We start from the raw sequence: 23,631 nt of genomic DNA on the forward strand, positions 1-23,631 counted from the left end.
TGCCTGCTATTGACCAATGGTCGTGTCGGTCCAACTTCTTTGCTCTATCCGCGCCCTTTAGTAAGCCTGCAGGCTATACCCGCGTGGCGTGGCGTCCTATGATCAGGGCCCTTACCGGCAGTTGATCAAGCGAGTAGAAAATTGCGGTTACGGTCAAACCTTAAAATATCCGTATTGCTGGCCTGCGCCTTGGGGCTTGCCGCCTGTTCCGCCACCCCGTCGAAGCTGGCAGGCTTGCCCGAGCGTGTCGAACTCAACGGCGTGCCGACTTTTCGCGGCGAGGCGTATCAGGGCGGGCCTGCGTCTTTAGCCAGCATGCTGTCGCAACAAGGCATTGTCATGACACCGGGGTTGCTGGATAAACCGCTGCATTTGCCGGGCGCCGAAGCCGACCTTGAGCGCAACATGCAAGTACTGGCGCGCGAGTACGGGCTGATGGTGTATCCGCTGGATGCCGAGCTGACAGCGGTACTGGCGCAAGTGGCGGCGGGATACCCGGTGATGGCGCGGATCGGCGGCGGGTTGTGGTCTGATGCGCGCTACGTGGTCGTGGTGGGGTTCAATCAGCAGAAAAGCACCGTGCTGCTGCGCTCGGGCATGGACCGGCGCCTGCTGATGAGCTTCAGCGACTTCGAGCCCAAATGGAAAAGCGCCGGGAGCTGGGCGATCCTCACTCAGCGCCCAAGCCAGTTGCCGGCCAATGTGGATGCGCAACGCTGGCGTGATTCGGCTAATGCCACTGCCCAGGCGGGGCAGGAGCGCGCGGCGGCGCAGGCACTCAAGGTGTTGGAAGAGCGCAAATAAATGCTGAAACAACGCTGATCCAATGTGAGGGCTTGCCCGCGATGCAGGCACCGAGGTGTTTCAGTGACACCTCGGTGATGCTATCGCAGGCAAGCCAGCTCCCGCACAAGCTCGCTCCCACATAATGTTGCGTGTTTAGCGACGAACTTCTGCAGCGTTAGCGCGGTTCTTCAGGTTTTTGTCGGCCTTGTAGCGCAACGCCACATCCGGTACCGAACCGCTCTTGCCGGTTTCAACCCAATTGCGGATACGGCTGGCATCGGCAAAGTGGGTGAACTTGCCGAAGGCATCCAGGATCACCAACGACACCGGGCGGTTGCCCATGCTGGTCACCAGCACCAGGCAGTGGCCGGCCTGGTTGGTGAAACCGGTCTTGGTCAGCTTGATGTCCCAGTTGGCGCGGTTGATCAGGTGGTCGGTGTTGGAGAAGCCCAGGGTGTAGTTGGGCTTGCGGAACGACACGGTCTTTTCCTTGGTGGTGCTCAGTTGGCTGAGCAACGGGTAGTGACGCGCGGCGGCCAACAGTTTGCTCAGGTCGCGGGCGGTGGACACGTTGTGGATCGACAGGCCGGTGGGCTCGACATAGTGGGTGCTGGTCATGCCCAGCGCCTTGGCCTTGGCGTTCATCGCCGCGATAAAAGCCGCGTAGCCGCCTGGGTAGTGATGCGCCAGGCTCGCGGCGGCGCGATTTTCCGAAGACATCAGGGCGATCAGCAGCATTTCCTTGCGCGGCATCTGGCTGCCGATCTTCACGCGCGAGAACACCCCCTTCATCTCCGGCGTGTCGCTGATGTTGATATCGATATATTCGTCCATATTCTGCTTGGCCTCGAGCACGATGAGGCCGGTCATCAATTTGCTCACCGAAGCGATGGGCACCACCACGTCGGGGTTGCTGGCATAGATGACCTTGTTGGTCTGCAGATCCACCAGCATGGCGCTGCCGGAAGCGATTTGCAGTTTGGAGGTGTCACGCGGGGCCTGGGTGGTTTCGGCGGCGTGCGCAAAGGTGCCTGTGACAACAAAAAACAGGCTGACGAGAGAAAGACGAATTTTCACGCGGATGAACTCGCTAAAAGTAATGAAATGCCGTTCGGGAACGGTTTTTTGATAAATGCCGTTACATTTTAGGAGTATGGATCAGCAACTGTCGAATGTTCTTCTGGAACCCGATGAAAGTGCCTAAAAACTAAGAAAAAACAGTTTTATTGCACGCAATAAAAAGCCCTGCGATAACGCAAGGCTTTTTCAGCACGCCTGGTTATTACTCGTGCAAGGTTTCTGCCGCGTACAAGGTGTTTTCCAGCAGGCAGGCACGTGTCATCGGGCCGACACCGCCTGGCACGGGAGTGATCCAGCCGGCGCGGGGCAGGGCGGTGTCGTACACCACGTCGCCCACCAGCTTGCCGTCGTCCTGGCGGTTGATCCCGACGTCGATGACGATGGCGCCTTCCTTGATCCACTCACCCTTGACCAGGCCCGGCTTGCCGGCGGCGACCACAACCAAATCAGCGCGGCCGACGTGGCCGGCAAGGTCCTTGGTGAAGCGGTGGGTCACGGTCACGGTGCAGCCGGCCAGCAGCAGTTCCATCGCCATCGGGCGACCGACGATATTGGATGCGCCGACCACCACGGCATCGAGGCCATACAAATCGACGCCGGTGCTTTCCAGCAGGGTCATGATGCCTTTGGGGGTGCACGGGCGCAGCAGCGGGATACGCTGGGCCAGGCGGCCGACGTTATAAGGGTGGAAACCGTCGACGTCCTTGTCCGGGCGAATACGCTCCAGCAGTTTGGAGGCGTCCAGGTGCTCGGGCAATGGCAGTTGCAGCAGGATGCCGTCGATCTTCGGGTCGTCGTTGAGGCCGTCGATCAGGTCGGTAAGCGCCTGCTGGGTGGTCTCGGCAGGCAAGTCGTAGGCCTTGGAAATAAAGCCGACCTCTTCACAGTCTTTACGCTTGTGCGAGACATAAACCTGAGAGGCAGGATCGCTGCCGACCAGGATCACCGCGAGGCCAGGCGTGCGCAGGCCTTGCCGGCTGCGCTCGGTGACTCGTTTGGCGATCTGCTGGCGCAGGCTGGCGGCGATTGATTTGCCGTCGATAAGTTGTGCAGTCATTACGCGTGATTAACCATCGAGAGGGGGAAGAAAAGTGCGCGCATTCTCGCATGCCAGGACGTGAGGGCAAAGGCGCTTGGTCCGCAAATTGCCCTAACCCCTTAAATAAAATCAGTTTTTTTTAAAAAAGATTTGACGGGTTTCGAGGGCGTCTATACTATTCGTCGCACTTGTCGGGCACAGCCTAGCACTGGTTGAGAAGGTCAAGCAGAATAGAGTGTTGTTCTGCAAGGCTGGAAGCACTTAGTTTGTAATCCTCCAAGAGTACAGATTAATAAGGCGCCCGTAGCTCAGCTGGATAGAGCATCCGCCTTCTAAGCGGATGGTCGCAGGTTCGAGTCCTGCCGGGTGCGCCATTAGGCAGCTTTGGCACAAGTAGCGTTAGATGGTGGGCGTAGCTCAGTTGGTAGAGCACGGGATTGTGACTCCCGTTGTCGAGGGTTCGATCCCCTTCGTCCACCCCATATTTGAAAGGCGCCAGATTAACCGTCTGGCGCCTTTGCTTTAAGAGCTTCAAGCGCGGATGTGGTGGAATTGGTAGACACACTGGATTTAGGTTCCAGCGCCGCGAGGCGTAAGAGTTCGAGTCTCTTCATCCGCACCAAATAAAGCCGGGTTCTGTTGAAAGACGGAGCAGGGCTCGACAAAGAAGTGGTTTGGTTTCTTTGTTAACGCAATATGGTGGGCGTAGCTCAGTTGGTAGAGCACGGGATTGTGACTCCCGTTGTCGAGGGTTCGATCCCCTTCGTCCACCCCATATTCGAAAGGCGCCAGATTTAACAGTCTGGCGCCTTTTTTGGTTTCAGTGGTTCGAATATTCAGCGGCTGCAGTGATTGCGTCGCAACGGCAGGGCGCTTCGTCGTATTTATGTGTCTCGATGATGCCGCGCTGCCTGCCGGCCCTTTTGAGGGTTGGCCGCCAGGGCGCCGGATGACGGCTTCTTTCTATATATAGAAGAGCGGCGCAGAGCCCTGGCGTACCTGGCTGTATTTGTCACCGGGGCGAGGTGCATCCGTGCCTTCGTACCGATAAATTGCCGGCTGTTTTCGGGCGTATTTTCAGTAGGGTGACTTCTTGAGTTTGACCCACTAGAATGCATGCCCTTGATTGGGGTCGGAAATGGCCGGCTAACGTCTGTGCAACGAGGAATATCCATGCAAGTTTCTGTTGAAAATACTACTGCTCTTGAGCGCCGCCTGAGCATCACCGTGCCGGCTGAGCGTATCGAGACTGCGGTCAACAAGCGTCTGCAGCAGACTGCCCAGAAGGCCAAGATCGCTGGTTTCCGTCCAGGCAAAGTGCCGATGAGCGAAATCAAGCGTCGTTTTGGTGCCGATGCGCGCCAGGAAGCTGTCGGTGACGTGATCCAGGCTTCTTTCTACGAAGCAGTGGTTGAGCAAAAACTGAACCCGGCGGGTTCGCCGTCGATCGAGCCCAAGTCCCTGGAAGCGGGCAAGGACCTGGAATACGTTGCGACGTTCGAAGTGTTCCCTGAGTTTGAAGTGGCCGGTTTTGAAGGCATCGAAATCGAGCGCCTGAGCGCCGACGTCGCTGATTCGGACCTGGACAACATGCTGGAAATCCTGCGCAAGCAGAACACCCGTTTCGAAGTGGCCGAGCGTGCCGCCCAGAACGAAGACCAGCTGAACATCGATTTCGTTGGCAAGGTTGACGGCGAAGTATTCGCTGGCGGCTCCGCCAAAGGCACTCAACTGGTGCTGGGTTCCAACCGGATGATCCCTGGCTTCGAAGACGGCCTGGTTGGCGCCAAGGCCGGTGAAGAACGCGTTCTGAATCTGGAATTCCCGGCTGACTACCAGAACCTGGATCTGGCCGGCAAGGCCGCCGAGTTCACTGTGACCGTCAACAGCGTTTCCGAGCCAAAGCTGCCTGAGCTGAACGAAGAATTCTTCGCTCAATTCGGTATCAAGGAAACCGGGATCGAAGGCTTCCGCACCGAAGTTCGCAAGAACATGGAGCGCGAGCTGCGCCAGGCCATCAAATCCAAGGTCAAGAACCAGGTCATGGACGGTCTGCTCGCCGCCAACCCGATCGAAGTGCCAAAGGCCCTGCTGTCCAACGAAGTGGATCGCCTGCGCGTACAAGCGGTTCAGCAGTTTGGTGGCAACATCAAGCCTGACCAACTGCCGGCCGAGCTGTTCGAAGAGCAAGCCAAGCGCCGCGTCGTGCTGGGCCTGATCGTGGCTGAAGTGGTCAAGCAGTTCGACCTCAAGCCTGACGAAGACCGCGTTCGCGAAATGATCCAGGAAATGGCTTCGGCCTACCAGGAGCCTGAGCAGGTCGTGTCGTGGTACTACAAGAACGACCAGCAGCTGAACGAAGTACGTTCGGTTGTGCTGGAAGAACAAGTTGTGGATACTGTTCTGCAGAAGGCTAAGGTGACCGATAAAGCGGTCTCTTACGAAGAAGCAGTCAAACCGGCGGAAGCAGCACAAGCCGACTGATTGTCCAACTCGTTGGAAATTCAACCATAAGCCAGCCTCGCGCTGGCTTATGCGTTTTCAAGACATGACTATTTGGGAGAAACTGCAGAGCATGTTCCGTAATTCCTATATTCAGCAGAACTCTGATATCCAGGCCGCTGGCGGCTTGGTCCCGATGGTTGTCGAGCAGTCCGCTCGTGGCGAACGTGCCTACGACATCTACTCGCGCCTGCTCAAGGAGCGAGTGATCTTTCTGGTGGGCCCGGTAGAGGACTACATGGCCAACCTGATCTGTGCGCAGCTGCTGTTCCTTGAAGCGGAAAACCCGGACAAGGACATCCATCTCTACATTAATTCTCCCGGCGGTTCAGTGACGGCGGGCATGTCGATCTACGACACCATGCAGTTCATCAAGCCCAATGTTTCGACGACCTGCATTGGCCAGGCGTGCAGCATGGGCGCGTTCCTGCTGACCGCGGGTGCCGAAGGCAAGCGGTACTGCCTGCCGAACTCGCGCGTGATGATTCACCAGCCACTGGGCGGTTTTCAGGGGCAGGCGTCGGACATCGAAATCCACGCCAAGGAAATCCTGTTTATTCGCGAGCGCCTCAATACACTGATGGCCAAGCACAGCGGGCACACCCTGGAAGAAATCGAGCGCGACACCAACCGCGACAACTTCATGAGTGCTGAAGCTGCGAAAGCATACGGGTTGATCGACGAAGTGATCAGCCAGCGCCCCGCTTAATAAAAGCCACTCAAAATAGGGTTGGTCGGCATGTCCGACCACTGGCGGGCTTGAAAAAGCCCGCATAAGCCTTCATCTTGTGTTGCAAGCCTATCGGATTTGGATCGAACGAATGACTGACACCCGCAACGGCGAGGACAACGGCAAGCTGCTTTATTGCTCCTTCTGTGGCAAAAGCCAGCATGAAGTACGCAAGTTGATTGCCGGCCCCTCGGTCTTTATCTGCGACGAGTGCGTCGACCTGTGCAATGACATCATCCGTGAGGAGGTGCAGGAAGCCCAGGCCGAAAGCAGCGCGCATAAATTGCCTTCGCCTAAAGAAATCAGCGGCATCCTTGACCAGTACGTGATTGGTCAAGAGCGTGCAAAGAAGGTTCTGGCCGTAGCGGTGTACAACCACTACAAGCGTTTGAACCAGCGTGACAAGAAAGGCGACGAAGTCGAACTCGGCAAGAGCAACATCTTGCTGATCGGTCCTACAGGCTCGGGTAAAACCTTGCTTGCAGAAACCCTCGCTCGCCTGCTGAACGTTCCGTTCACCATCGCCGACGCCACCACCCTCACCGAGGCTGGCTACGTGGGCGAGGATGTCGAGAACATCATTCAGAAACTGCTGCAGAAGTGCGACTACGACGTAGAGAAGGCCCAGATGGGTATCGTCTACATCGACGAAATCGACAAGATCTCGCGCAAGTCGGACAACCCGTCGATCACACGGGACGTTTCCGGTGAAGGCGTGCAGCAAGCCCTGTTGAAGCTGATCGAAGGCACGGTGGCTTCCGTACCGCCACAAGGCGGCCGCAAGCACCCGCAACAGGAATTCCTGCAGGTTGATACGCGCAACATCCTGTTTATCTGTGGCGGTGCGTTCTCCGGCCTGGAAAAAGTTATCCAGCAGCGCTCCACCCGGGGTGGTATTGGTTTCAGTGCCGAAGTGCGCAGCAAGGAAGAAGGCAAGAAGGTCGGCGAGTCCCTGCGTGAAGTCGAGCCTGACGATCTGGTCAAGTTCGGTCTGATCCCGGAATTCGTGGGTCGTCTGCCGGTCCTGGCCACGTTGGACGAGCTGGACGAGGCTGCGTTGATCCAGATCCTCACCGAGCCGAAAAATGCCCTGACCAAGCAATACGCCAAGTTGTTCGAAATGGAAGGTGTAGACCTCGAGTTCCGTACCGACGCACTCAAATCGGTGGCCAAGCGGGCACTGGAGCGCAAGACCGGTGCTCGTGGCCTGCGTTCGATTCTCGAAGGCGTGCTGCTCGACACCATGTACGAAATCCCCTCGCAGTCCGAGGTGAGTAAAGTGGTGATCGACGAAAGCGTCATAGAAGGTAAGTCCAAGCCACTGTATATCTACGAAAACAGTGAGCCGGCTGCCAAGGCTGCGCCAGACGCGTAAGCGTTTCGCAGGTTCGGTGTAAACAAGGGGCCTTCAGGGGCCCCTTTGTTTTTCCGGCGTTTTTTACGCCCGAGTGTTTACTGCGTTTAACTGCTGGCAATAAGCTTGTTTTTTTTGCATGCAGCCCCCATCTTGGTTTCATGTTTATTTTTCAACTGTCATAGAGGCGAAATCATGAAGACAACCATTGAATTGCCTCTCCTGCCGTTGCGTGATGTCGTCGTCTATCCGCACATGGTTATCCCGCTGTTCGTGGGGCGGGAGAAGTCTATCGAAGCCCTCGAGGCCGCGATGACGGGCGACAAGCAAATCCTGCTGTTGGCCCAGAGAAATCCTGCTGATGATGATCCAGGCGAAGATGCCCTGTATCGCGTCGGTACCGTTGCTACCGTGCTGCAATTGCTCAAGCTGCCCGATGGCACCGTCAAGGTGCTGGTGGAAGGCGAGCAACGCGGTGCGGTCGAGCGCTTCATGGAGGTGGATGGTCACCTGCGCGCTGAAGTGGCGCTGATTGACGAAGTCGAAGCCCCGGAGCGCGAATCCGAAGTTTTCGTACGCAGCCTGCTCTCGCAATTCGAGCAGTATGTGCAGTTGGGCAAGAAGGTCCCGGCTGAAGTCCTGTCTTCCCTGAACAGCATTGATGAGCCCGGCCGCCTGGTGGACACCATGGCGGCGCACATGGCGCTGAAAATCGAGCAGAAGCAAGACATCCTCGAAATCATCGACCTGCCGGCCCGTGTTGAACACGTGCTGGCGCTGCTCGATGCCGAAATTGACCTGTTGCAGGTCGAGAAGCGCATCCGTGGCCGCGTGAAGAAACAAATGGAGCGCAGCCAGCGCGAGTACTACCTGAACGAGCAGATGAAGGCCATTCAGAAGGAGCTCGGCGACAGCGAGGAAGGCCATAACGAGATCGAAGAGCTGAAAAAGCGCATCGATGCCGCCGGCCTGCCCAAAGACGCCCTGGCCAAGGCCACCGCCGAGCTGAACAAGCTCAAGCAAATGTCGCCGATGTCGGCCGAAGCCACCGTGGTGCGCTCCTACATCGACTGGCTGGTGCAGGTGCCGTGGAAAGCCCAGACCAAGGTGCGCCTGGACCTGGCCCGCGCCGAAGAAATCCTCGATGCCGACCATTATGGCCTCGAAGAAGTCAAGGAACGCATCCTCGAATACCTCGCCGTGCAAAAGCGTGTGAAGAAGATTCGCGGTCCGGTGCTTTGCCTGGTCGGTCCTCCTGGCGTCGGCAAAACTTCCCTGGCCGAGTCGATTGCCAGCGCAACCAACCGCAAGTTTGTGCGCATGGCCCTGGGTGGTGTGCGTGACGAGGCGGAAATCCGTGGTCATCGCCGTACATACATCGGTTCGATGCCCGGAAGATTGATTCAAAAGATGACGAAAGTCGGCGTGCGCAACCCGCTGTTCCTGCTCGATGAAATCGACAAAATGGGCAGCGACATGCGCGGCGATCCGGCATCGGCCTTGCTCGAAGTGCTCGACCCCGAGCAGAACCACAATTTCAACGACCATTACCTGGAAGTCGACTACGACCTGTCCGACGTAATGTTCCTGTGCACCTCCAACTCCATGAACATCCCACCGGCGTTGCTGGACCGCATGGAAGTGATTCGTCTGCCGGGTTACACCGAAGACGAGAAGATCAACATCGCCGTCAAATACCTCGCGCCCAAGCAGATTTCGGCCAACGGCCTGAAGAAGGGCGAGATCGAAATTGACGTCGAAGCGATCCGCGACATCGTGCGTTACTACACCCGCGAGGCCGGTGTGAGGGGCCTGGAGCGCCAGATCGCGAAGATCTGCCGCAAAGCGGTCAAGGAACACTCGCTGGAAAAACGCTTCTCGGTGAAGGTGGTTGCCGACTCCCTGGAACACTTCCTGGGCGTGAAGAAATTCCGTTACGGCCTGGCCGAACAACAGGATCAGGTCGGGCAGGTGACCGGGCTGGCGTGGACCCAGGTGGGCGGCGAATTGCTGACCATCGAGGCTGCGGTCATTCCGGGCAAAGGCCAGCTGATCAAGACCGGTTCCCTGGGTGACGTGATGGTCGAATCCATCACCGCCGCGCAGACCGTGGTGCGCAGCCGCGCCCGCAGCCTGGGCATCCCCCTGGACTTCCACGAGAAGCACGACACCCACATCCATATGCCCGAAGGCGCAACGCCGAAAGACGGCCCCAGCGCCGGTGTAGGCATGTGCACGGCCCTGGTGTCGGCCTTGACCGGCATTCCGGTGCGCGCCGATGTCGCAATGACCGGGGAAATTACCCTGCGTGGCCAGGTATTGGCTATTGGTGGTTTGAAAGAGAAATTGCTCGCCGCACACCGAGGGGGTATCAAGACGGTGATCATTCCGGAAGAGAATGTTCGCGACTTGAAGGAAATTCCTGACAACATCAAGCAGGATCTTCAGATTAAACCGGTTAAATGGATTGACGAGGTCCTGCAAATTGCGCTGCAATACGCGCCGGAGCCCTTGCCGGATGTGGCTCCGGAGATTGTCGCGAAAGATGAAAAACGCGAGTCTGATTCCAAGGAAAGAATTAGCACGCATTAATGCGAATAAGCCTGGGGGCTTCCTTGACAGCTTTTTAGAGCCCTTGTTATAAAGCGGCTCTTAAGTGTCTGTAGGCCATTCAGCACTGGTTTTTGCTTTTACCAAAAAACTTAGAATTATACTCAATAGATATATAAGGGGACTTAGAGTGAACAAGTCGGAACTGATTGATGCTATCGCTGCATCCGCTGATATCCCGAAAGCTGCTGCCGGCCGTGCGCTGGATGCAGTAATCGAATCCGTCACTGGCGCTCTGAAGGCCGGCGACTCCGTGGTCCTGGTAGGCTTCGGTACGTTCTCTGTGACTGATCGCCCAGCTCGCACTGGCCGTAACCCACAGACTGGCAAAGCACTGCAAATCGCTGCTGCCAAGAAACCAGGTTTCAAAGCCGGTAAAGCCCTGAAAGAAGCCGTTAACTAAGCTCCGATCAAGCCTTGACCTACCCGGGTCGGACGCAGGTCCGGCCTGGCAGCGGAGCGGCAGCCGACCCACGTATCCATCGGGTCGCATGCCGGGGGTGTGGGTTCAAACCCCCGTCCGCTCCGCCAGTTACGAGAAGGCGCATCCTCGGATGCGCCTTTCTTCTATCCGGACTCTACCCACGCTCCACGGTTGCCTATTTTTGAAGTTCAACCGTTTCTGGGGGACGCATGCTGCAAAATATCAGGGACAATTCACAAGGCTGGATTGCCAAAACCATTATCGGGATCATCGTCGCATTGATGGCGTTCACCGGTATCGAAGCCATTTTCCAGGCTTCGGGTAACAGTAAGCAGGACGTGGCCAAGGTCAACGGTGAGGCAATCACCCAGACCGAACTGAGCCAGGCTGTCGACATGCAACGTCGCCAGCTGATGCAACAGCTGGGCAAGGATTTCGATGCTTCCCTGCTGGACGAAAAATTGCTGCGCGAGGCGGCCCTCAAAAGCCTGATCGATCGCAAGCTGCTGCTGCAAGGTGCCACGGATTCCAAGTTCGGCTTCTCTGAAGCTGCCCTGGACCAGGTGATCCTGCAGACACCGGAATTCCAGGTGGACGGCAAATTCAATGCCGAACGCTTTGACCAGGTGATCCGTCAGTTGGGCTACGGCCGTCTGCAATTCCGTCAGATGCTGACCCAGGAAATGCTGATCGGCCAGGTTCGCGCAGGCATCGCCGGCAGCGGTTTCGTCACCGACGCTGAAGTACTGGCATTCGCCCGTCTGGAAAAACAGACCCGCGATTTTGCCACCGTCAACATCAAGGCCAACCCTGCGGCGGTGAAACTCACCGATGACGAGGTCAAGGCTTACTACGACCAGCACGCCAAAGAGTTCATGACCCCTGATCAAGTGGTCATCGACTACCTGGAACTGAAGAAGTCGTCCTTCTTCGACCAGGTCAGCGTCAAGGACGATGAGCTGCAGGCGGCTTATCAGAAAGAAACCGCCAACCTCGCTGAACAGCGTCGCGCGGCGCACATCCTGATCGAAGTCAACGACAAGGTCAGCGACGCGCAAGCCAAAGCCAAGATCGAAGAAATCCAAGCGCGCCTGGCCAAGGGCGAGCAGTTCGAAGCCCTGGCCAAGGAGTTCTCCCAGGATCCAGGTTCGGCCAACACCGGCGGCGACCTGGGCTTTGCCGGCCCTGGCGTGTACGACCCGGACTTCGAAACCGCCTTGTACGCGTTGAACAAGGACCAGGTCTCGGCACCGGTGCGCAGCGCCTTCGGTTGGCACCTGATCAAGCTGCTGGGCGTTGAAGCACCGCAAGTGCCGACGTTCGCCAGCCTGAAGGACAAGCTGACCAAAGAGCTCAAGACCCAGCAGGTCGAGCAGCGTTTTGTCGAAGCGACCAAGCAATTGGAAGATGCGGCATTCGAAGCGTCCGACCTGGCCCAGCCGGCTTCCGACCTCAAGCTGACCGTGCACACCTCCGCGCCGTTTGGCCGTGAAGGTGGCGAAGGTGTTGCGGCCAACCGTGCCGTGGTCACTGCTGCGTTCAGCCCGGAAGTGCTGAATGAAGGTGCCAACAGCAGCGCCATCGAGCTGGACCCGGAAACCATCATCGTGCTGCGTGCCAAAGAGCACCGTAAACCTGCGCAACTGCCGCTGGAAAGTGTTTCCGCGGCGATTCGTACGCAGATGGCCAAGGAACGCGCCAGCGCGGCTGCCAAGACCCATGCCGACGAGTTGATCGCCAGCCTGCGTAATGGCAAGACCCCGCTGAACCAGCCGGTAGACGGTCAGGCATGGAAAGTCACTGAAGCGGCTACCCGTAGCCAGGAAGCGATCGACCCTGCCGTGTTGCAAGCCCTGTTCCGCATGCCCAAGCCTGCGGCCAAGGACAAGCCGACCTTCACCACCGTGACCCTGGCTGACGGCAGCCTGGTGATCGTGCGCTTGAACGGTGTCAATGAAGCCGCTGCCCCAACGGACGAAGAAAAGGCGCAATACCGCCGCTTCCTCGCATCCCGTATCGGCCAGCAGGATTTCGCGGCCTACCGCAAGCAGTTGGAAACCAAGGCTGACATCAAGAAGTACTGATGTCGGTGTGAACAAAAAGCCCCCGGTCTGAAAAGCCCGGGGGCTTTTTTGTTGCGCTAGACTGGGCATTCACTGTCACCGATGAAGGAGTCTGACGCGTGTTCGATCCAGGCATGGAGGGTTGGGTGATCCGTCGCGCCACCGTGGCGGATGCCCCTGCGGTGTTGCAGGTGTTTGACGGGGTAATCGCCTGGTTCGTTGACAGGGGCAATAACGCTCAATGGGGCACGCAGCCCTGGTCGGCTTTGCCTCGGCGGGTAGCGCAGGTGACGGACGCCTGCGCGATGCCGGATGCGTGGGTAGTCGAGGCGGCGCAGGGGCAAATACTGGCGGCGCTCGTGCTGGGCGAGCCTATGCCTTACGTGCCGGCGGCGACCGGACCGGAAGTCTATGTGCGATTGTTGATCGCGGCGCGCGACACGCGTGCGCGTGGCCTGGGTCGGCGGCTGCTGGCTTTCGCCGATGAGCGCGCCCGCGCTGCCGGGGTGACGCACCTGCGCGTGGACTGCTACGCCGGCGGCACAGGGGATCTGGTGCGTTTTTACGAGTCCTGCGGGTATGAGCGCCTTTCAATCCTCGATTTGGAGAGATGGCCGGGCCAGTTGCTGGGGCGCAATCTGTAACGCGCCGGCCAGCGCCAGTAGCATCAGCAGCGCGACCGCCCAGGCAAACGCGCTGACGCCCCAGCTCTGGGGCAACACACCGCCCGCCAGTCCACCGCCCGATTTGGCCGGCGCCGTTCTACATGAAGCACCGGGGCAGTTTCTGGATGTTGTGGCCATCAAGTCGCCATGCTTCGGCCAAACTGCGCGTGTTTATTGATCACATGTGCGCAGGGCTTTTTCCTGCAGGCGCTGTAGGCTGAGGCTGTGACGTTTTACCGACAGGAATGCGCGCGCCAAGGCCTCGTTCTGTTGCACAATACCGCCCGGACCGTTTTCCTCAGGATTTTCAATGTCGACATCATTTCACTTGCGTAGCCTCGGGCTGGCGCTGGTGTTGGCGGGCGCCGCGGGCTGCTCGTCACCCAAGACCGCTATTTATGAACATGAGAATTTCGACGACTCCGGTACGTTTTCGCGCGATTACCCGGTGACTGACGTCGCGGCGTGCGAAGCCGCGCGGCGTGCCTTGCTGAGCCAGGGCTATATCATCACCAGCAGCGATCCAAAGCTGGTCGTCGGTAACAAGAGCTTCCAGCAGACCGGCGAGTCCCACCTGCAAATCAGCTTCAACGTCGTGTGTGCCGATGATGGCAAAGGCACCAACCATTCGACGATGTTTGCCAACGCCTTGCAGGACCGTTATGCGCTGAAGAAGGTCAACAACTCCGCGAGCCTGGGGGTCGGGGTGCTGGGCTCGGTATCCATGCCGATCGGTTCCACCGATGACTCGATGGTGAAGGTGGCCAGCGAGACCGTTTCGGCGCCGAAATTCTACGATCGTTACTTCGCGTTGGTGGATGTGTTCCTGCCGCAAGAGGTGAAGAAGGCCGAGAATATCCCTGAAAAGCCCAAGGCTGACCTGGGCGTTCCGGAACCCAAGGCCGCCCCGGCCGCCGAGAAGATGGAGCCGCCGAAGGCAGAGCCTGCGGTTGCAGAACCTGGCGCCTCACAACCGGTTACGCCACCTGCCGAGGCTGCGCCGATTGCTCCGCAAGCTGAGCCTGCTCCGCCGGCCGCCAACCCGGATCTGGCGCCGCCGACAGAAGCGATTCCGCCCCTGCCGACGCCTGCGCAGTAACTCAGACCGCTACGGGGTTCGCCTTGTCGACGTTGATCCCGTAGCGGCTGATCGCCTCGCTGACCTTGTCGCGTCCGATCACACCGTCATCGGCCAGTGCCTTCAAGGCCGCCAGCGCGATGAAGTGCCGGTCCACTTCAAAAAACGCCCGCAAAGTTTCCCGGGTATCCGATTGCCCGAAGCCGTCGGTGCCCAGCGCCACGAAGCGACGGCCTGTCACAAATGGGCGGATCTGGTCGGCAAAGAGCTTCATATAGTCCGTCGCCACCACCAGCGGCCCCGGTTGGCCCGCCAGGCGTTGCTCCACATAACTGGTCCGTGGCTCGTCCTGCGGGTGCAGCAGGTTCCATCGCTCGGCCTCATGACCGTCACGGCGCAACTCAGTGAGGCTGGTGGCGCTCCATATGTCGCTGTGCAGGCCGAAATCCTTCTCCAGCAGTTCAGCGGCCGCCATTACTTCCCGCAGAATCGAGCCACTGCCCATCAGTTGGACTTGCGCATGTTTGCTTGTGCTCAGGCGATACATGCCCTTGAGAATCCCCTCGTCCACGCCTTCGGGCATCGCCGGGTGCGGGTAGTTTTCGTTGAGCAGGGTGATGTAGTAATAAATGTCCTCTTGTTCGACATACATGCGCCGCATGCCCTCGCGAATGATCACCGCCAGTTCGTAGGCAAACGTCGGGTCGTAGGACACACAGCACGGAATCACCGACGACAGGATATGGCTGTGGCCGTCGTCATGCTGCAAGCCTTCGCCCATCAATGTGGTGCGACCGGCCGTGGCGCCCAGCAGGAATCCGCGCGCGCGTGCATCGCCTGCCGCCCAGGCGAGGTCGCCGACCCGCTGGAAGCCGAACATCGAATAAAAGATATAGAACGGCACGGTCATCAGGCCGTGATTGCTGTAGGACGTGCTTGCCGCGATCCATGAGGAAATGGCGCCGGATTCATTCAGGCCTTCCTGCATGATCTGCCCGTCCTTGCTTTCCTTGTAGTAGCTCAGTTGCCCTGCGTCCTGTGGGGTATAGAGCTGGCCGACGGCGGAATGGATGCCGATCTGGCGGAACAGGCTTTCCATGCCGAAGGTGCGCGATTCGTCCGGTACGATGGGCACGATCAGCTTGCCCAGGTGTGGGTCCTTGAGCAAGGTGCCGAGGATGCGCACGAACGCCATGGTGGTCGAGATCGCGCGCTCGCCGGTGTCCTTGAGCTGAGTCGCGAACGCCGAGAGTTCCGGGATTTGCAGCGGCTGCACCGCGCTGTGGCGCGCCGGCACGTAGCCGCCGAGGGCCTGGCGGCGGGCGGCGAAGTAGTGCGCTTCTGCGCTGTCGGCGGCAGGCTTGAGGTAGGGGATGTCGGCGAGCTGGTCGTCGGCCACTTCCAGGCCGAAGCGGTCACGGAACGCTCTCACCGCATCGGCGCCCATCTTCTTCAACTGGTGATTGATGTTCTGGCCTTCGCCGGCTTCCCCCATGCCAAAACCCTTCACGGTTTTCGCCAGGATCACCGTGGGTTGGCCACGGTGGCGCACGGCAGCAGCGTAGGCGTTGTAGACCTTGTCGGGGTCGTGCCCGCCTCGTGAGAGTTTCCAGATATCGTCGTCGGACATGTCTGCAACCAACGCCAGGAGCTCCGGATATTTACCGAAGAAGTGCTCGCGCACGTAAGCGCCGTTCTGTGATTTGTAGTTCTGATAATCGCCGTCCACGCATTCCATCATGCGTTGGCGCAGCAGGCCGGTTGAGTCCTTTTCCAGCAGTGCGTCCCAGCCTCCGCCCCAGATCACTTTGATCACGTTCCAGCCGGCGGCACGGTACAGGCTTTCAAACTCCTGGATCACCTTGGCGTTGCCGCGCACGGGACCGTCCAGGCGTTGCAGGTTGCAGTTGACCACGAAGATCAGGTTGTCGAGTTTCTCGCGCCCGGCCAGTGAGATGGCAGCCAGGGATTCCGGTTGGTCCATTTCGCCATCACCCAGAAAGGCCCAGACCTTGCGGCCCTGATGCGGCTTGAGCGCGCGCAGTTCCAGGTAGCGCATGAAGCGAGCCTGGTAAGCGGCGGTGATGGGCCCGAGCCCCATGGATACGGTAGGGAATTGCCAGAAGTCCGGCATCAGGCGTGGGTGCGGGTAGGACGAAATACCTTCGCCACCGGCCTCGCGGCGGAAGTTGTCGAGCTGGGCGTCGCTGATACGGCCTTCCAGGTAGGCGCGGCCGTAGATGCCGGGGGATGAGTGGCCTTGTATGTACACCAGATCGCCGTCAAAGGCTTCGGTACGGCCACGGAAAAAATGGTCGAAGCCTACGTCATACAGCACCGCGGCTGACGCATAAGTGGCGATGTGGCCACCCACCCCGGAGTGCTTGCCTGCACGCAACACCATCGCCATGGCGTTCCAGCGGATGTACGCGTTGGTTCGGCGTTCGATCGCCAGGTTGCCGGGGTAGGGCAACTGGCGATCCACCGGGATGCTGTTGACGTAAGGCGTGGTGACGCGCCCGTAGAAGTCGCCATGGCGCGCCACATCGAAATCCAGCAATTGATCGATCAGGTAGTGGGCGCGCGGGCGGCCTTCGGTGGACAGCACCGATTCGATGGACTCCAGCCACTCGCGGGTTTCCTGCGGGTCGTCGTCGCGTCCGACTGCGTTGTTCGGGGTCATGTGGGGCTCCTGGGTAGGCGGATTCAAGTGACGACACTTTGTGGGAATGCCGTCAAACTAATTGCAATTGCAACTACATAACCGAATCTAGCGCGGGATGAGCTACTATTGCAACCTTCTTGAAATCGCCCGGATGGTGTTGCATGTCGTCGAAAGAGCCTGATGTATGGTTCCGGTTTGTCAGGGCCCACAGGACGGTCATCCGTGAAATCGAACGCCGCCTGGCCGAGGCGGGCTTGCCGCCGTATGCCTGGTACGACGCGCTCTGGGGCCTGGAAAGCGGCCCCGACGGCACCCGTCGCATGCATGAGCTGGCGGATGTGCTGGCCATCGAGCGCTACAACCTCACGCGCCTGGTCGACCGCCTCGAAAAGGACGGCCTCGTGGTACGTTCTCGCTCCGACGGCGACGGCCGCGCGGCGTTTGCCTCAATCACCGATGCCGGGCGATTGCTGCGTAAACAGATGTGGACGATCTACGAAAGCACCGTGGATGAGTTGTTCCTGTCGCAGATCGAGCCGGAGCAACGCCAGGGTTTTGCCGATGCCCTGGAGCGCACAGCGGGGCTGGCGATGGAGGCCGGGGTACAGACCCGAAGCCGGCGCAAAACCTGAGCCTCAGTAGAGATCCAATGTGGGAGCTGGCTTGCCTGCGATAGCGGACCGTCAGTCACCACATCCTTGGCTGATGTACCGCTATCGCAGGCAAGCCAGCTCCCACAGTTGACGGCATTCCAGTTCATTTGAGTGGGTACCGGGCCATCGCTGTTTCCACCTGCTGAAGATCAGTCCGCCCCTCATCCGCCAACGCCCGTAGCGCCATCACCACAATCCAATACCGACTCGGCGCCCCGGCCTGTACCGACCCCGCTCCCAGCGCCACAAACCGTGCATCCACATATCCCGCCAACTGATCGACAATCGCCTGCGGATACCCGGTGACGGCAATCACCGGCGCCGCATTGGCGGCCAGGCATTCACGCAGATGGCAACTGCGCTTGGGCGCTGTGGGGTGCAGCCGATTCCAGCGTTCAGCGGCCGCCGCCTCCCGCGCCAGTCGCGTGTAGCTGGGGCAACTCCATACCTGCGCCGTGATGTTCCAATCCTGCTCCAGCAACCGCGCGGCGTGCTGGACTTCTTCGAGTGCGCGGCCTGCACCCAGCAAGCGCACGTCGCCCGCGTGATTGCGCCTGATCGGGTACATGCCCTTGAGCACGCCCTCGCAGTCCTGCGCACTCAACGCCGCCGCGCTTTCCTGATCATGCAGCGCCAGGTAATAAAAACCGGGCTTGCCGTCGACATACAGCGCACGCAACGCGGCCAGCACGATCGCCCGGGCTTCCTCGCCGCAAGCCGGGTCGTATGGCGTGCAACGTGGATGGGCAGCGAGCCACAGCGGCAGGGATGGTTGTGCACCTCTGGGCCAGGGCGACGGCTGGTTTTCGATGTCGTTGCACAGGATGCCGCGCTGCTGGGTCACGTCCGCCAGCGCACTCAACTGTGCCGATGATTGCGCGCTGTGCAGGTACAGCAAGGGTTTTTCGACGGTATTGCGCGCGAACCAGCTGGGCCAGTTACCCACGCGCCGGGAGCGTGACTGGCCGCGAATCACCCACGCCTGTCGGGTGGATTCGAGGGTGTTGGCCATGGTCATCACGGTGTACAGCGGTGAGTGGGCAGAGCCGTCGGCGGCGCTCAAAACGTCGATGCAGCGTTGCGCACAGGCAAGGGTGGAGGCGGGCATGGGCGAGTCACCTAATAACGGATGCGGCTACCCTAATGGAATTCACCACATGATTGCAATTGCAATGATTGCAATTGCGCCTAAAGCTTCGACTGCTAAATTCACATAACGCTGCTACGTTTAATCCTTGAGTGCAGGAACGTCATGACGCCTACATTTTTTCGTCACAACGGCACTTTAGGCTGGTCATGCAGGTCATTTATCTGCAGCCGCTTTTAATTCAATAAGGAGTTTGACGATGGACGACTACCAGGAAGAACTGCTCGAGTACTGCGCGATTGAGTGGGACCCTTTGGAACCTGCAGATGATGCAACCGAGCTGTAAGACCGACCTCAGGCGCAATGCCGCTGACTGCGGCGGAATTCCCCTGGGGTCTGGTTGTTCCACCGCCTGAATGCCCTTTGAAACGCTTGGGCCGAGGCAAAACCGAGCAAGTAGGCGATCTCGCCGAACGCCAGTTCCGTATCGCGAATGTAGGTCATGGCCAGGTCACGGCGGGTATCGTTGAGAATCGCCCGGAACTGTGTGCCTTCTTCGGCCAGTTTGCGGCGCAGCGTCCAGGTTGGCAGCTTCAAGCGCGCCGCCACTTCTTCCAGGTCGGGTTCCCGGCCGCCATTGAGCATCGGCCCGAGCAAACGGGTAATGCGCTCGCGCAGGCTGCGGGTGCGGGTCAATTGCTCCAACTCTCTCTCGCACAGTTGTAACAGCAGGTTCCAGGTGCTGGGGCAGTGCTGGGGGTTGCGCAACGCCAGGGTGTGCTGGTTGAGGCGCAGTTGGTTGGCTTCGGCGCCGAAGTGGATCGGGCCGTCAGCGAGCACGTTGTACTGTTCACTGTAGGACGGCGCCTCGAACTCGATGTCGACCCGCTGCGCCAGCACCGGTTGCTGGGCCAGGCTGGACAATTGGTGCAGCCAGCCGGCGATGATCGAGTCCACCACAAAACGGTTGTAGGCGTTGTAGGGGCTGATGGAATAGAAGCGCAGCCAGGCGCCATTGGCATCTTCGACAAAGCTCGACTGCCCACGATAATTGGAACCGTACAGCGCTTCGAAGCGGGTCAGTGCCCGCGCCGCCTCGCGCACGTTGGGCGCCTGGGCGGCGGTGACGCCCGCCAGCCCCGCCTGGCTCAGGCGGCCGAGCTGGCCCATGCGCAGGCCCAGGCCCGGGTCGCCGGTGAGTTGGATAGCCGCATGGCCCAGGCGCATGTAACGCGGGATCGACAAGCGTGCACCGGCCTCGGCCAGGCGGGCCGGGTCCAGGCCGTATTGCAGCAGCAGCGGCTGCGGGTCCAGGCCGTGGCTGTGGATGGCATCGGCCAGGGCGTGCACGAAGCCCACCGACAGATCCCCCAGCCGAACCGGCTTCACAGCCAGAGATTCAACAAACGCGCGCCACGGGCCTCGCCATCGGCGCTGACTTGCCCTTGGCGGCTGGCGAAGCTATGGCCCGCAGTGGCCAGGTCCCAGAACTGCCCGCGCAGGAACACGCTCATGCCGGCGCTTGCCTGGCTGATCGGTGGCTGGCTGATCAGCGTGAGGCGACGCCAGGCTTCGCCTTCACTGAGTTCTTCGGGCTTGAGGCTGATTTCGGTCGGGGTGGAAACACTCTTGAATCCACGCCAAGGGCGGTCCCAGGTATCACGGCCCAGTACAAAGGCCGGCACCGCGATCAGTTGCGCGCCTTGTTCGTTGAGCTTGCGGTAGTTGTCCGGGTACCAGCTGTCGCTGCCGACCAGTACGCCCAATCGGCCGGCCGGGGTGTCGACCACGCTGACGACGTTTTCATCACCCGGTTCGATAAAACCCCGCTCATCGTAGATCGGGTACAACTGCCGCTGTGGCTGGCCCACGGGCAATCCGTCCGCGTTGAACACAACGCTGGCGTTGTACAGCGCGCCGTGGCCGACCTGCAGTTGCCCCTGGCTGACGCTTGGGTTGGGCAGGGTGATGGAACCGGCCACCAGCGTGACCCCGAATTCCTTGGCCAGGCCGCCAAACAACACTTGGTAGTCGCGCGCCATGCCAGGCGCTTTCATGCGCAGGTAGGCGTCGTCGGTACGGCTGTCGCCGGTGGCGCTGATCCAGGCGCGGGCAAACTGCAATGGGTTGCTCACCGACAGCCAATTCATCGCGTCTTTGACGTGAAGCGCCTGGTACACCTCGTTCTTTTCACCGGTGAGCATCAGCCAGGTGCCAATATGCTCGGGCAAAACCACGACCGTCTTGTGGTTGATCAGCCCCAGATCCCGGGCTTTTTGCAGGTAGGCCGAGAGCTTCAGGTGCAGGCGTTCCAGGCTCTGGTAGTCCGCCGGGAACAGCTCCGGCTGGATGCCCACCAGGTTGCCACGGTCGGCCGGCAGGCCTTCATTGACGGCGAGGGTAATACGCAGGTCGGACAGGTAATGCGCCACGGGGCGCTCCTGGGTCCAGGCCAGATACGCGGCGACGGCGGCAACCAGGGCCATGGTGACGGTGAACGCTAGAAGTTTACGCATGGGGCAACTGACAACAGACCGTGTGCAGGGTTCGCCGACTAGGGTAGGGCCCAGGGCAAGGCTTGCCAAGGGGCGCTGTGCATTTGGATCAATAACTTGTCAGTTTCGGTGATTGAGCGGTAGTGCGCCGACTCTTAGTCTGTGGGGCATAAACCGATGGCGGGCCGTATGAGCCCGTCACGCCCGTGATGATCCGTTGTGGAGCTTGACCATGACCGCTGTTGCCTATCCGCACTTGCTGGCCCCGTTGGACCTGGGTTTTACCACCTTGCGCAACCGCACCCTGATGGGCTCGATGCACACGGGCCTTGAAGAGAAACCCGGCGGCTTCGAGCGCATGGCGGCCTACTTTGCCGAACGCGCCCGGGGTGGCGTGGGCCTGATGGTCACTGGCGGCATTGGCCCGAATGACGAAGGCGGGGTGTATGCCGGCGCGGCCAAGCTGACCACCGAGGAAGAAGCGCAAAAGCACAGGATCGTGACAACGGCCGTGCACGCGGCGGGCGGTAAGATCTGCATGCAGATCCTCCACGCCGGCCGTTATGCCTACAGCCCCAGGCAGGTTGCGCCGAGCGCGATCCAGGCGCCGATCAACCCGTTCAAGCCCAAGGAACTGGACGAAGACGGCATCGAGAAGCAGATCCAGGATTTTGTCACCTGTTCGTTGCTGGCCCAGGTCGCCGAGTACGACGGCGTAGAAATCATGGGCTCTGAAGGCTATTTTATTAACCAGTTCCTGGCTGCTCACACCAACCACCGTACCGACCGTTGGGGTGGCAGCTATGAAAACCGCATGCGCCTGGCGGTGGACATCGTGCGCCGCGTGCGCGAAGCCGTGGGCCCGAAGTTCATCATCATATTCCGCCTGTCGATGCTCGACCTGGTGGAAGGCGGCAGCAGTTGGGAAGAGATCGTGCAGTTGGCCAAGGCCATCGAGCAGGCGGGTGCGACGATCATCAACACCGGGATCGGCTGGCACGAAGCGCGTATCCCGACCATCGCCACCAAGGTGCCCCGTGGCGCGTTCAGCAAAGTCACCGCCAAGCTGCGCGGTTCAATCACGATTCCGCTGATCACCACCAACCGCATCAACACCCCGGAAATCGCCGAGCAGATCCTCGCCGAAGGCGACGCCGACATGGTGTCCATGGCGCGTCCGTTCCTCGCCGATCCGGAGTTCGTCAACAAGGCCGCCGCTGGCCGCGCCGATGAAATCAACACCTGCATCGGCTGCAACCAGGCCTGCCTGGACCACACCTTCGGCGGCAAGCTGACCACTTGCCTGGTCAACCCGCGTGCGTGCTACGAAACCGAGCTCAACTACTTGCCGGTCAAGCAGGTCAAGAAGATCGCCGTGGTCGGCGCCGGCCCTGCCGGCCTGGCGGCGGCCACGGTTGCGGCCGAACGCGGTCATCAGGTGACCCTGTTCGATTCGGCCAGCGAGATCGGCGGGCAGTTCAATATCGCCAAGCGCGTGCCGGGCAAAGAGGAGTTTTTTGAAACCCTGCGCTACTTCACGCGCAAATTGCAGACCACCCACGTGGAGGTGTGCCTCAACACCCGAGTGGACGTTGCGCAGTTGGCTGCGGGCGGCTATGACGAGATCATCCTGGCCACCGGCATCGCGCCGCGTACCCCGGCCATTCCAGGCGTCGATCACGCCAAGGTGCTGAGCTATCTGGATGTGATCCTGGAGCGTAAGCCGGTCGGCAAGCGCGTGGCGGTGATAGGTGCCGGCGGCATCGGGTTCGACGTGTCGGAATTCCTTGTGCACCAAGGCGTGTCCACCAGCCTGGATCGCGCAGCGTTCTGGAAAGAATGGGGCATCGACACCCAGCTTGAAGCCCGTGGCGGTGTGGCCGGGATCAAGCCCGAGCGTCATGCACCGGCGCGTGAAGTGTTCTTGCTGCAACGCAAAACCTCCAAGGTCGGTGACGGTCTGGGCAAGACCACCGGCTGGATCCACCGTACCGGTTTGAAGAACAAGCAGGTACAGATGCTCAACAGCGTCGAGTACCTGAAGATCGACGATGAAGGCCTGCATATCCGCATCGGTGCCGAGGGTGCACCCCAGGTGCTGGCGGTGGACAATATCGTCATCTGCGCCGGCCAGGACCCGCTGCGCGAATTGCACGACGGCCTGGTCGCGGCCGGTCAGCATGTGCACCTGATCGGCGGCGCCGATGTGGCGGCCGAGCTGGACGCCAAGCGCGCCATCAACCAGGGTTCGCGCCTGGCTGCCGAGTTGTAAGCAGGGGGTATCTACCCACGTTCGGTGCTGCACTGGCCTGGGGCGAGGAAGCTTGATCGGGTGGCGGCCTCATAGCTGCTTGAGTCCTATCACGTGTAAATCGATCAAATGTGGGAGCTGTCGAGCTT

17 protein-coding genes, 4 tRNA genes and 1 pseudogene are annotated in these 23,631 nt (G+C 59.9%); 16 read left to right on the top strand and 6 right to left on the bottom strand.

The features are described 5' to 3' along the window. Positions 1-141: 141 nt before the first annotated feature. Complete coding sequence (locus KVG91_RS20220; protein ID WP_169377895.1) at positions 142-804, top strand: peptidase C39 family protein; 663 nt, start codon at positions 142-144, stop codon at positions 802-804. Positions 805-939: 135 nt separating this feature from the next. On the opposite strand, the gene pbpG is transcribed toward KVG91_RS20220, so the two are convergent. Beyond that, complete coding sequence (gene pbpG, locus KVG91_RS20225) at positions 940-1,863, bottom strand: D-alanyl-D-alanine endopeptidase (protein WP_169377896.1); 924 nt, start codon at positions 1,861-1,863, stop codon at positions 940-942. 205 nt (positions 1,864-2,068) lie between these two features. Then, a complete protein-coding gene (folD, locus tag KVG91_RS20230) occupies positions 2,069-2,923 on the bottom strand; it encodes a bifunctional methylenetetrahydrofolate dehydrogenase/methenyltetrahydrofolate cyclohydrolase FolD (RefSeq protein WP_169377897.1) in 855 nt (284 codons plus the stop codon). A 279-nt stretch (positions 2,924-3,202) separates the two neighbouring features. On the opposite strand from folD, the gene KVG91_RS20235 reads away from it, so the two are divergent. From KVG91_RS20235 to KVG91_RS20290, 13 genes and pseudogenes are all read left to right on the top strand, one after another. Then, a tRNA-Arg gene (locus KVG91_RS20235) sits at positions 3,203-3,279 on the top strand. Between the two features lie 32 nt (positions 3,280-3,311). Continuing rightward, positions 3,312-3,387, top strand: a tRNA-His gene (locus tag KVG91_RS20240). A 55-nt stretch (positions 3,388-3,442) separates the two neighbouring features. Then, positions 3,443-3,527 (top strand) — tRNA-Leu (locus KVG91_RS20245). Positions 3,528-3,604: 77 nt separating this feature from the next. Next, positions 3,605-3,680, top strand: a tRNA-His gene (locus KVG91_RS20250). A 398-nt stretch (positions 3,681-4,078) separates the two neighbouring features. Then, entirely contained in the window at positions 4,079-5,389 is a 1,311-nt protein-coding gene (gene tig, locus KVG91_RS20255; protein WP_169375808.1) for a trigger factor, read from the top strand. 91 nt (positions 5,390-5,480) lie between these two features. Further along, positions 5,481-6,116 carry an ATP-dependent Clp endopeptidase proteolytic subunit ClpP gene (gene clpP, locus KVG91_RS20260; protein ID WP_169375809.1) on the top strand — a complete coding sequence of 212 codons (636 nt, stop codon included), beginning with the start codon at positions 5,481-5,483 and terminating at the stop codon, positions 6,114-6,116. A 112-nt stretch (positions 6,117-6,228) separates the two neighbouring features. Beyond that, complete coding sequence (clpX, locus tag KVG91_RS20265) at positions 6,229-7,512, top strand: ATP-dependent Clp protease ATP-binding subunit ClpX (protein WP_010209414.1); 1,284 nt, start codon at positions 6,229-6,231, stop codon at positions 7,510-7,512. Positions 7,513-7,686: 174 nt separating this feature from the next. Then, entirely contained in the window at positions 7,687-10,083 is a 2,397-nt protein-coding gene (gene lon / locus KVG91_RS20270) for an endopeptidase La (protein WP_076950892.1), read from the top strand. 148 nt (positions 10,084-10,231) lie between these two features. Then, entirely contained in the window at positions 10,232-10,504 is a 273-nt protein-coding gene (locus KVG91_RS20275; protein WP_003174819.1) for an HU family DNA-binding protein, read from the top strand. A 230-nt stretch (positions 10,505-10,734) separates the two neighbouring features. Further along, the gene (locus KVG91_RS20280; RefSeq protein WP_169375810.1) at positions 10,735-12,609 is read left to right on the top strand and encodes a SurA N-terminal domain-containing protein; all 1,875 of its coding nucleotides are present in this window, start codon (positions 10,735-10,737) and stop codon (positions 12,607-12,609) included. A 113-nt stretch (positions 12,610-12,722) separates the two neighbouring features. Then, positions 12,723-13,232: a GNAT family N-acetyltransferase gene (locus tag KVG91_RS20285; RefSeq protein WP_169375847.1), complete on the top strand. Its 510-nt coding sequence runs from the start codon at positions 12,723-12,725 to the stop codon at positions 13,230-13,232. Positions 13,233-13,351: 119 nt separating this feature from the next. Further along, positions 13,352-13,474 (top strand): annotated as a pseudogene (locus tag KVG91_RS27630) (LysR family transcriptional regulator); the annotation flags it as partial. A gap of 89 nt (positions 13,475-13,563) precedes the next feature. After that, complete coding sequence (locus tag KVG91_RS20290) at positions 13,564-14,352, top strand: DUF2242 domain-containing protein (RefSeq protein WP_169375811.1); 789 nt, start codon at positions 13,564-13,566, stop codon at positions 14,350-14,352. 1 nt (position 14,353) lies between these two features. Here the strand turns inward: KVG91_RS20290 and aceE are convergent, their stop codons facing one another. Next, positions 14,354-17,014: a pyruvate dehydrogenase (acetyl-transferring), homodimeric type gene (gene aceE, locus KVG91_RS20295; protein WP_169375812.1), complete on the bottom strand. Its 2,661-nt coding sequence runs from the start codon at positions 17,012-17,014 to the stop codon at positions 14,354-14,356. A gap of 143 nt (positions 17,015-17,157) precedes the next feature. On the opposite strand from aceE, the gene KVG91_RS20300 reads away from it, so the two are divergent. Next, positions 17,158-17,628, top strand: a complete 471-nt coding sequence (locus KVG91_RS20300) for a MarR family winged helix-turn-helix transcriptional regulator (RefSeq protein WP_169375813.1) — start codon at positions 17,158-17,160, stop codon at positions 17,626-17,628. Between the two features lie 124 nt (positions 17,629-17,752). On the opposite strand, the gene KVG91_RS20305 is transcribed toward KVG91_RS20300, so the two are convergent. The 3 genes from KVG91_RS20305 to KVG91_RS20315 form a co-directional block, all read right to left on the bottom strand. Then, a complete protein-coding gene (locus KVG91_RS20305) occupies positions 17,753-18,757 on the bottom strand; it encodes a transketolase-like TK C-terminal-containing protein (RefSeq protein ID WP_169375814.1) in 1,005 nt (334 codons plus the stop codon). Positions 18,758-19,090: 333 nt separating this feature from the next. Next, positions 19,091-20,125, bottom strand: coding sequence for an AraC family transcriptional regulator (locus KVG91_RS20310; RefSeq protein ID WP_169375815.1), 1,035 nt, complete (start codon positions 20,123-20,125; stop codon positions 19,091-19,093). Next, the gene (locus KVG91_RS20315; protein WP_169375816.1) at positions 20,122-21,252 is read right to left on the bottom strand and encodes a carbon-nitrogen hydrolase family protein; all 1,131 of its coding nucleotides are present in this window, start codon (positions 21,250-21,252) and stop codon (positions 20,122-20,124) included. The genes KVG91_RS20310 and KVG91_RS20315 overlap by 4 nt, the downstream gene beginning before the upstream one ends. Before the next feature lie 211 nt (positions 21,253-21,463). Here KVG91_RS20315 and KVG91_RS20320 point away from each other — a divergent pair, with 211 nt between their 5' ends. Further along, positions 21,464-23,503 (top strand): NADPH-dependent 2,4-dienoyl-CoA reductase, encoded by a 2,040-nt coding sequence (locus tag KVG91_RS20320; protein WP_169375817.1) that lies wholly within the window; start codon positions 21,464-21,466, stop codon positions 23,501-23,503. The last annotated feature ends 128 nt before the right edge of the window (positions 23,504-23,631 follow it).

The sequence above is a fragment of the Pseudomonas azadiae genome, from assembly GCF_019145355.1.
GTDB classification, from domain to species: domain Bacteria; phylum Pseudomonadota; class Gammaproteobacteria; order Pseudomonadales; family Pseudomonadaceae; genus Aquipseudomonas; species Aquipseudomonas azadiae.

What these genes read in the sequence shown, in the direction of transcription:
- folD (WP_169377897.1), bottom strand. Translation starts at nt 2,923, where the DNA reads ATGACTGCACAACTTATCGACGGCAAATCAATCGCCGCCAGCCTGCGC.
- tig (WP_169375808.1), top strand. Translation starts at nt 4,079, where the DNA reads ATGCAAGTTTCTGTTGAAAATACTACTGCTCTTGAGCGCCGCCTGAGC.
- clpP (WP_169375809.1), top strand. Translation starts at nt 5,481, where the DNA reads ATGTTCCGTAATTCCTATATTCAGCAGAACTCTGATATCCAGGCCGCT.
- clpX (WP_010209414.1), top strand. Translation starts at nt 6,229, where the DNA reads ATGACTGACACCCGCAACGGCGAGGACAACGGCAAGCTGCTTTATTGC.
- lon (WP_076950892.1), top strand. Translation starts at nt 7,687, where the DNA reads ATGAAGACAACCATTGAATTGCCTCTCCTGCCGTTGCGTGATGTCGTC.
- KVG91_RS20280 (WP_169375810.1), top strand. Translation starts at nt 10,735, where the DNA reads ATGCTGCAAAATATCAGGGACAATTCACAAGGCTGGATTGCCAAAACC.
- KVG91_RS20285 (WP_169375847.1), top strand. Translation starts at nt 12,723, where the DNA reads ATGGAGGGTTGGGTGATCCGTCGCGCCACCGTGGCGGATGCCCCTGCG.
- KVG91_RS20290 (WP_169375811.1), top strand. Translation starts at nt 13,564, where the DNA reads ATGTCGACATCATTTCACTTGCGTAGCCTCGGGCTGGCGCTGGTGTTG.
- aceE (WP_169375812.1), bottom strand. Translation starts at nt 17,014, where the DNA reads ATGACCCCGAACAACGCAGTCGGACGCGACGACGACCCGCAGGAAACC.
- KVG91_RS20300 (WP_169375813.1), top strand. Translation starts at nt 17,158, where the DNA reads ATGTCGTCGAAAGAGCCTGATGTATGGTTCCGGTTTGTCAGGGCCCAC.
- KVG91_RS20305 (WP_169375814.1), bottom strand. Translation starts at nt 18,757, where the DNA reads ATGCCCGCCTCCACCCTTGCCTGTGCGCAACGCTGCATCGACGTTTTG.
- KVG91_RS20315 (WP_169375816.1), bottom strand. Translation starts at nt 21,252, where the DNA reads ATGCGTAAACTTCTAGCGTTCACCGTCACCATGGCCCTGGTTGCCGCC.
- KVG91_RS20320 (WP_169375817.1), top strand. Translation starts at nt 21,464, where the DNA reads ATGACCGCTGTTGCCTATCCGCACTTGCTGGCCCCGTTGGACCTGGGT.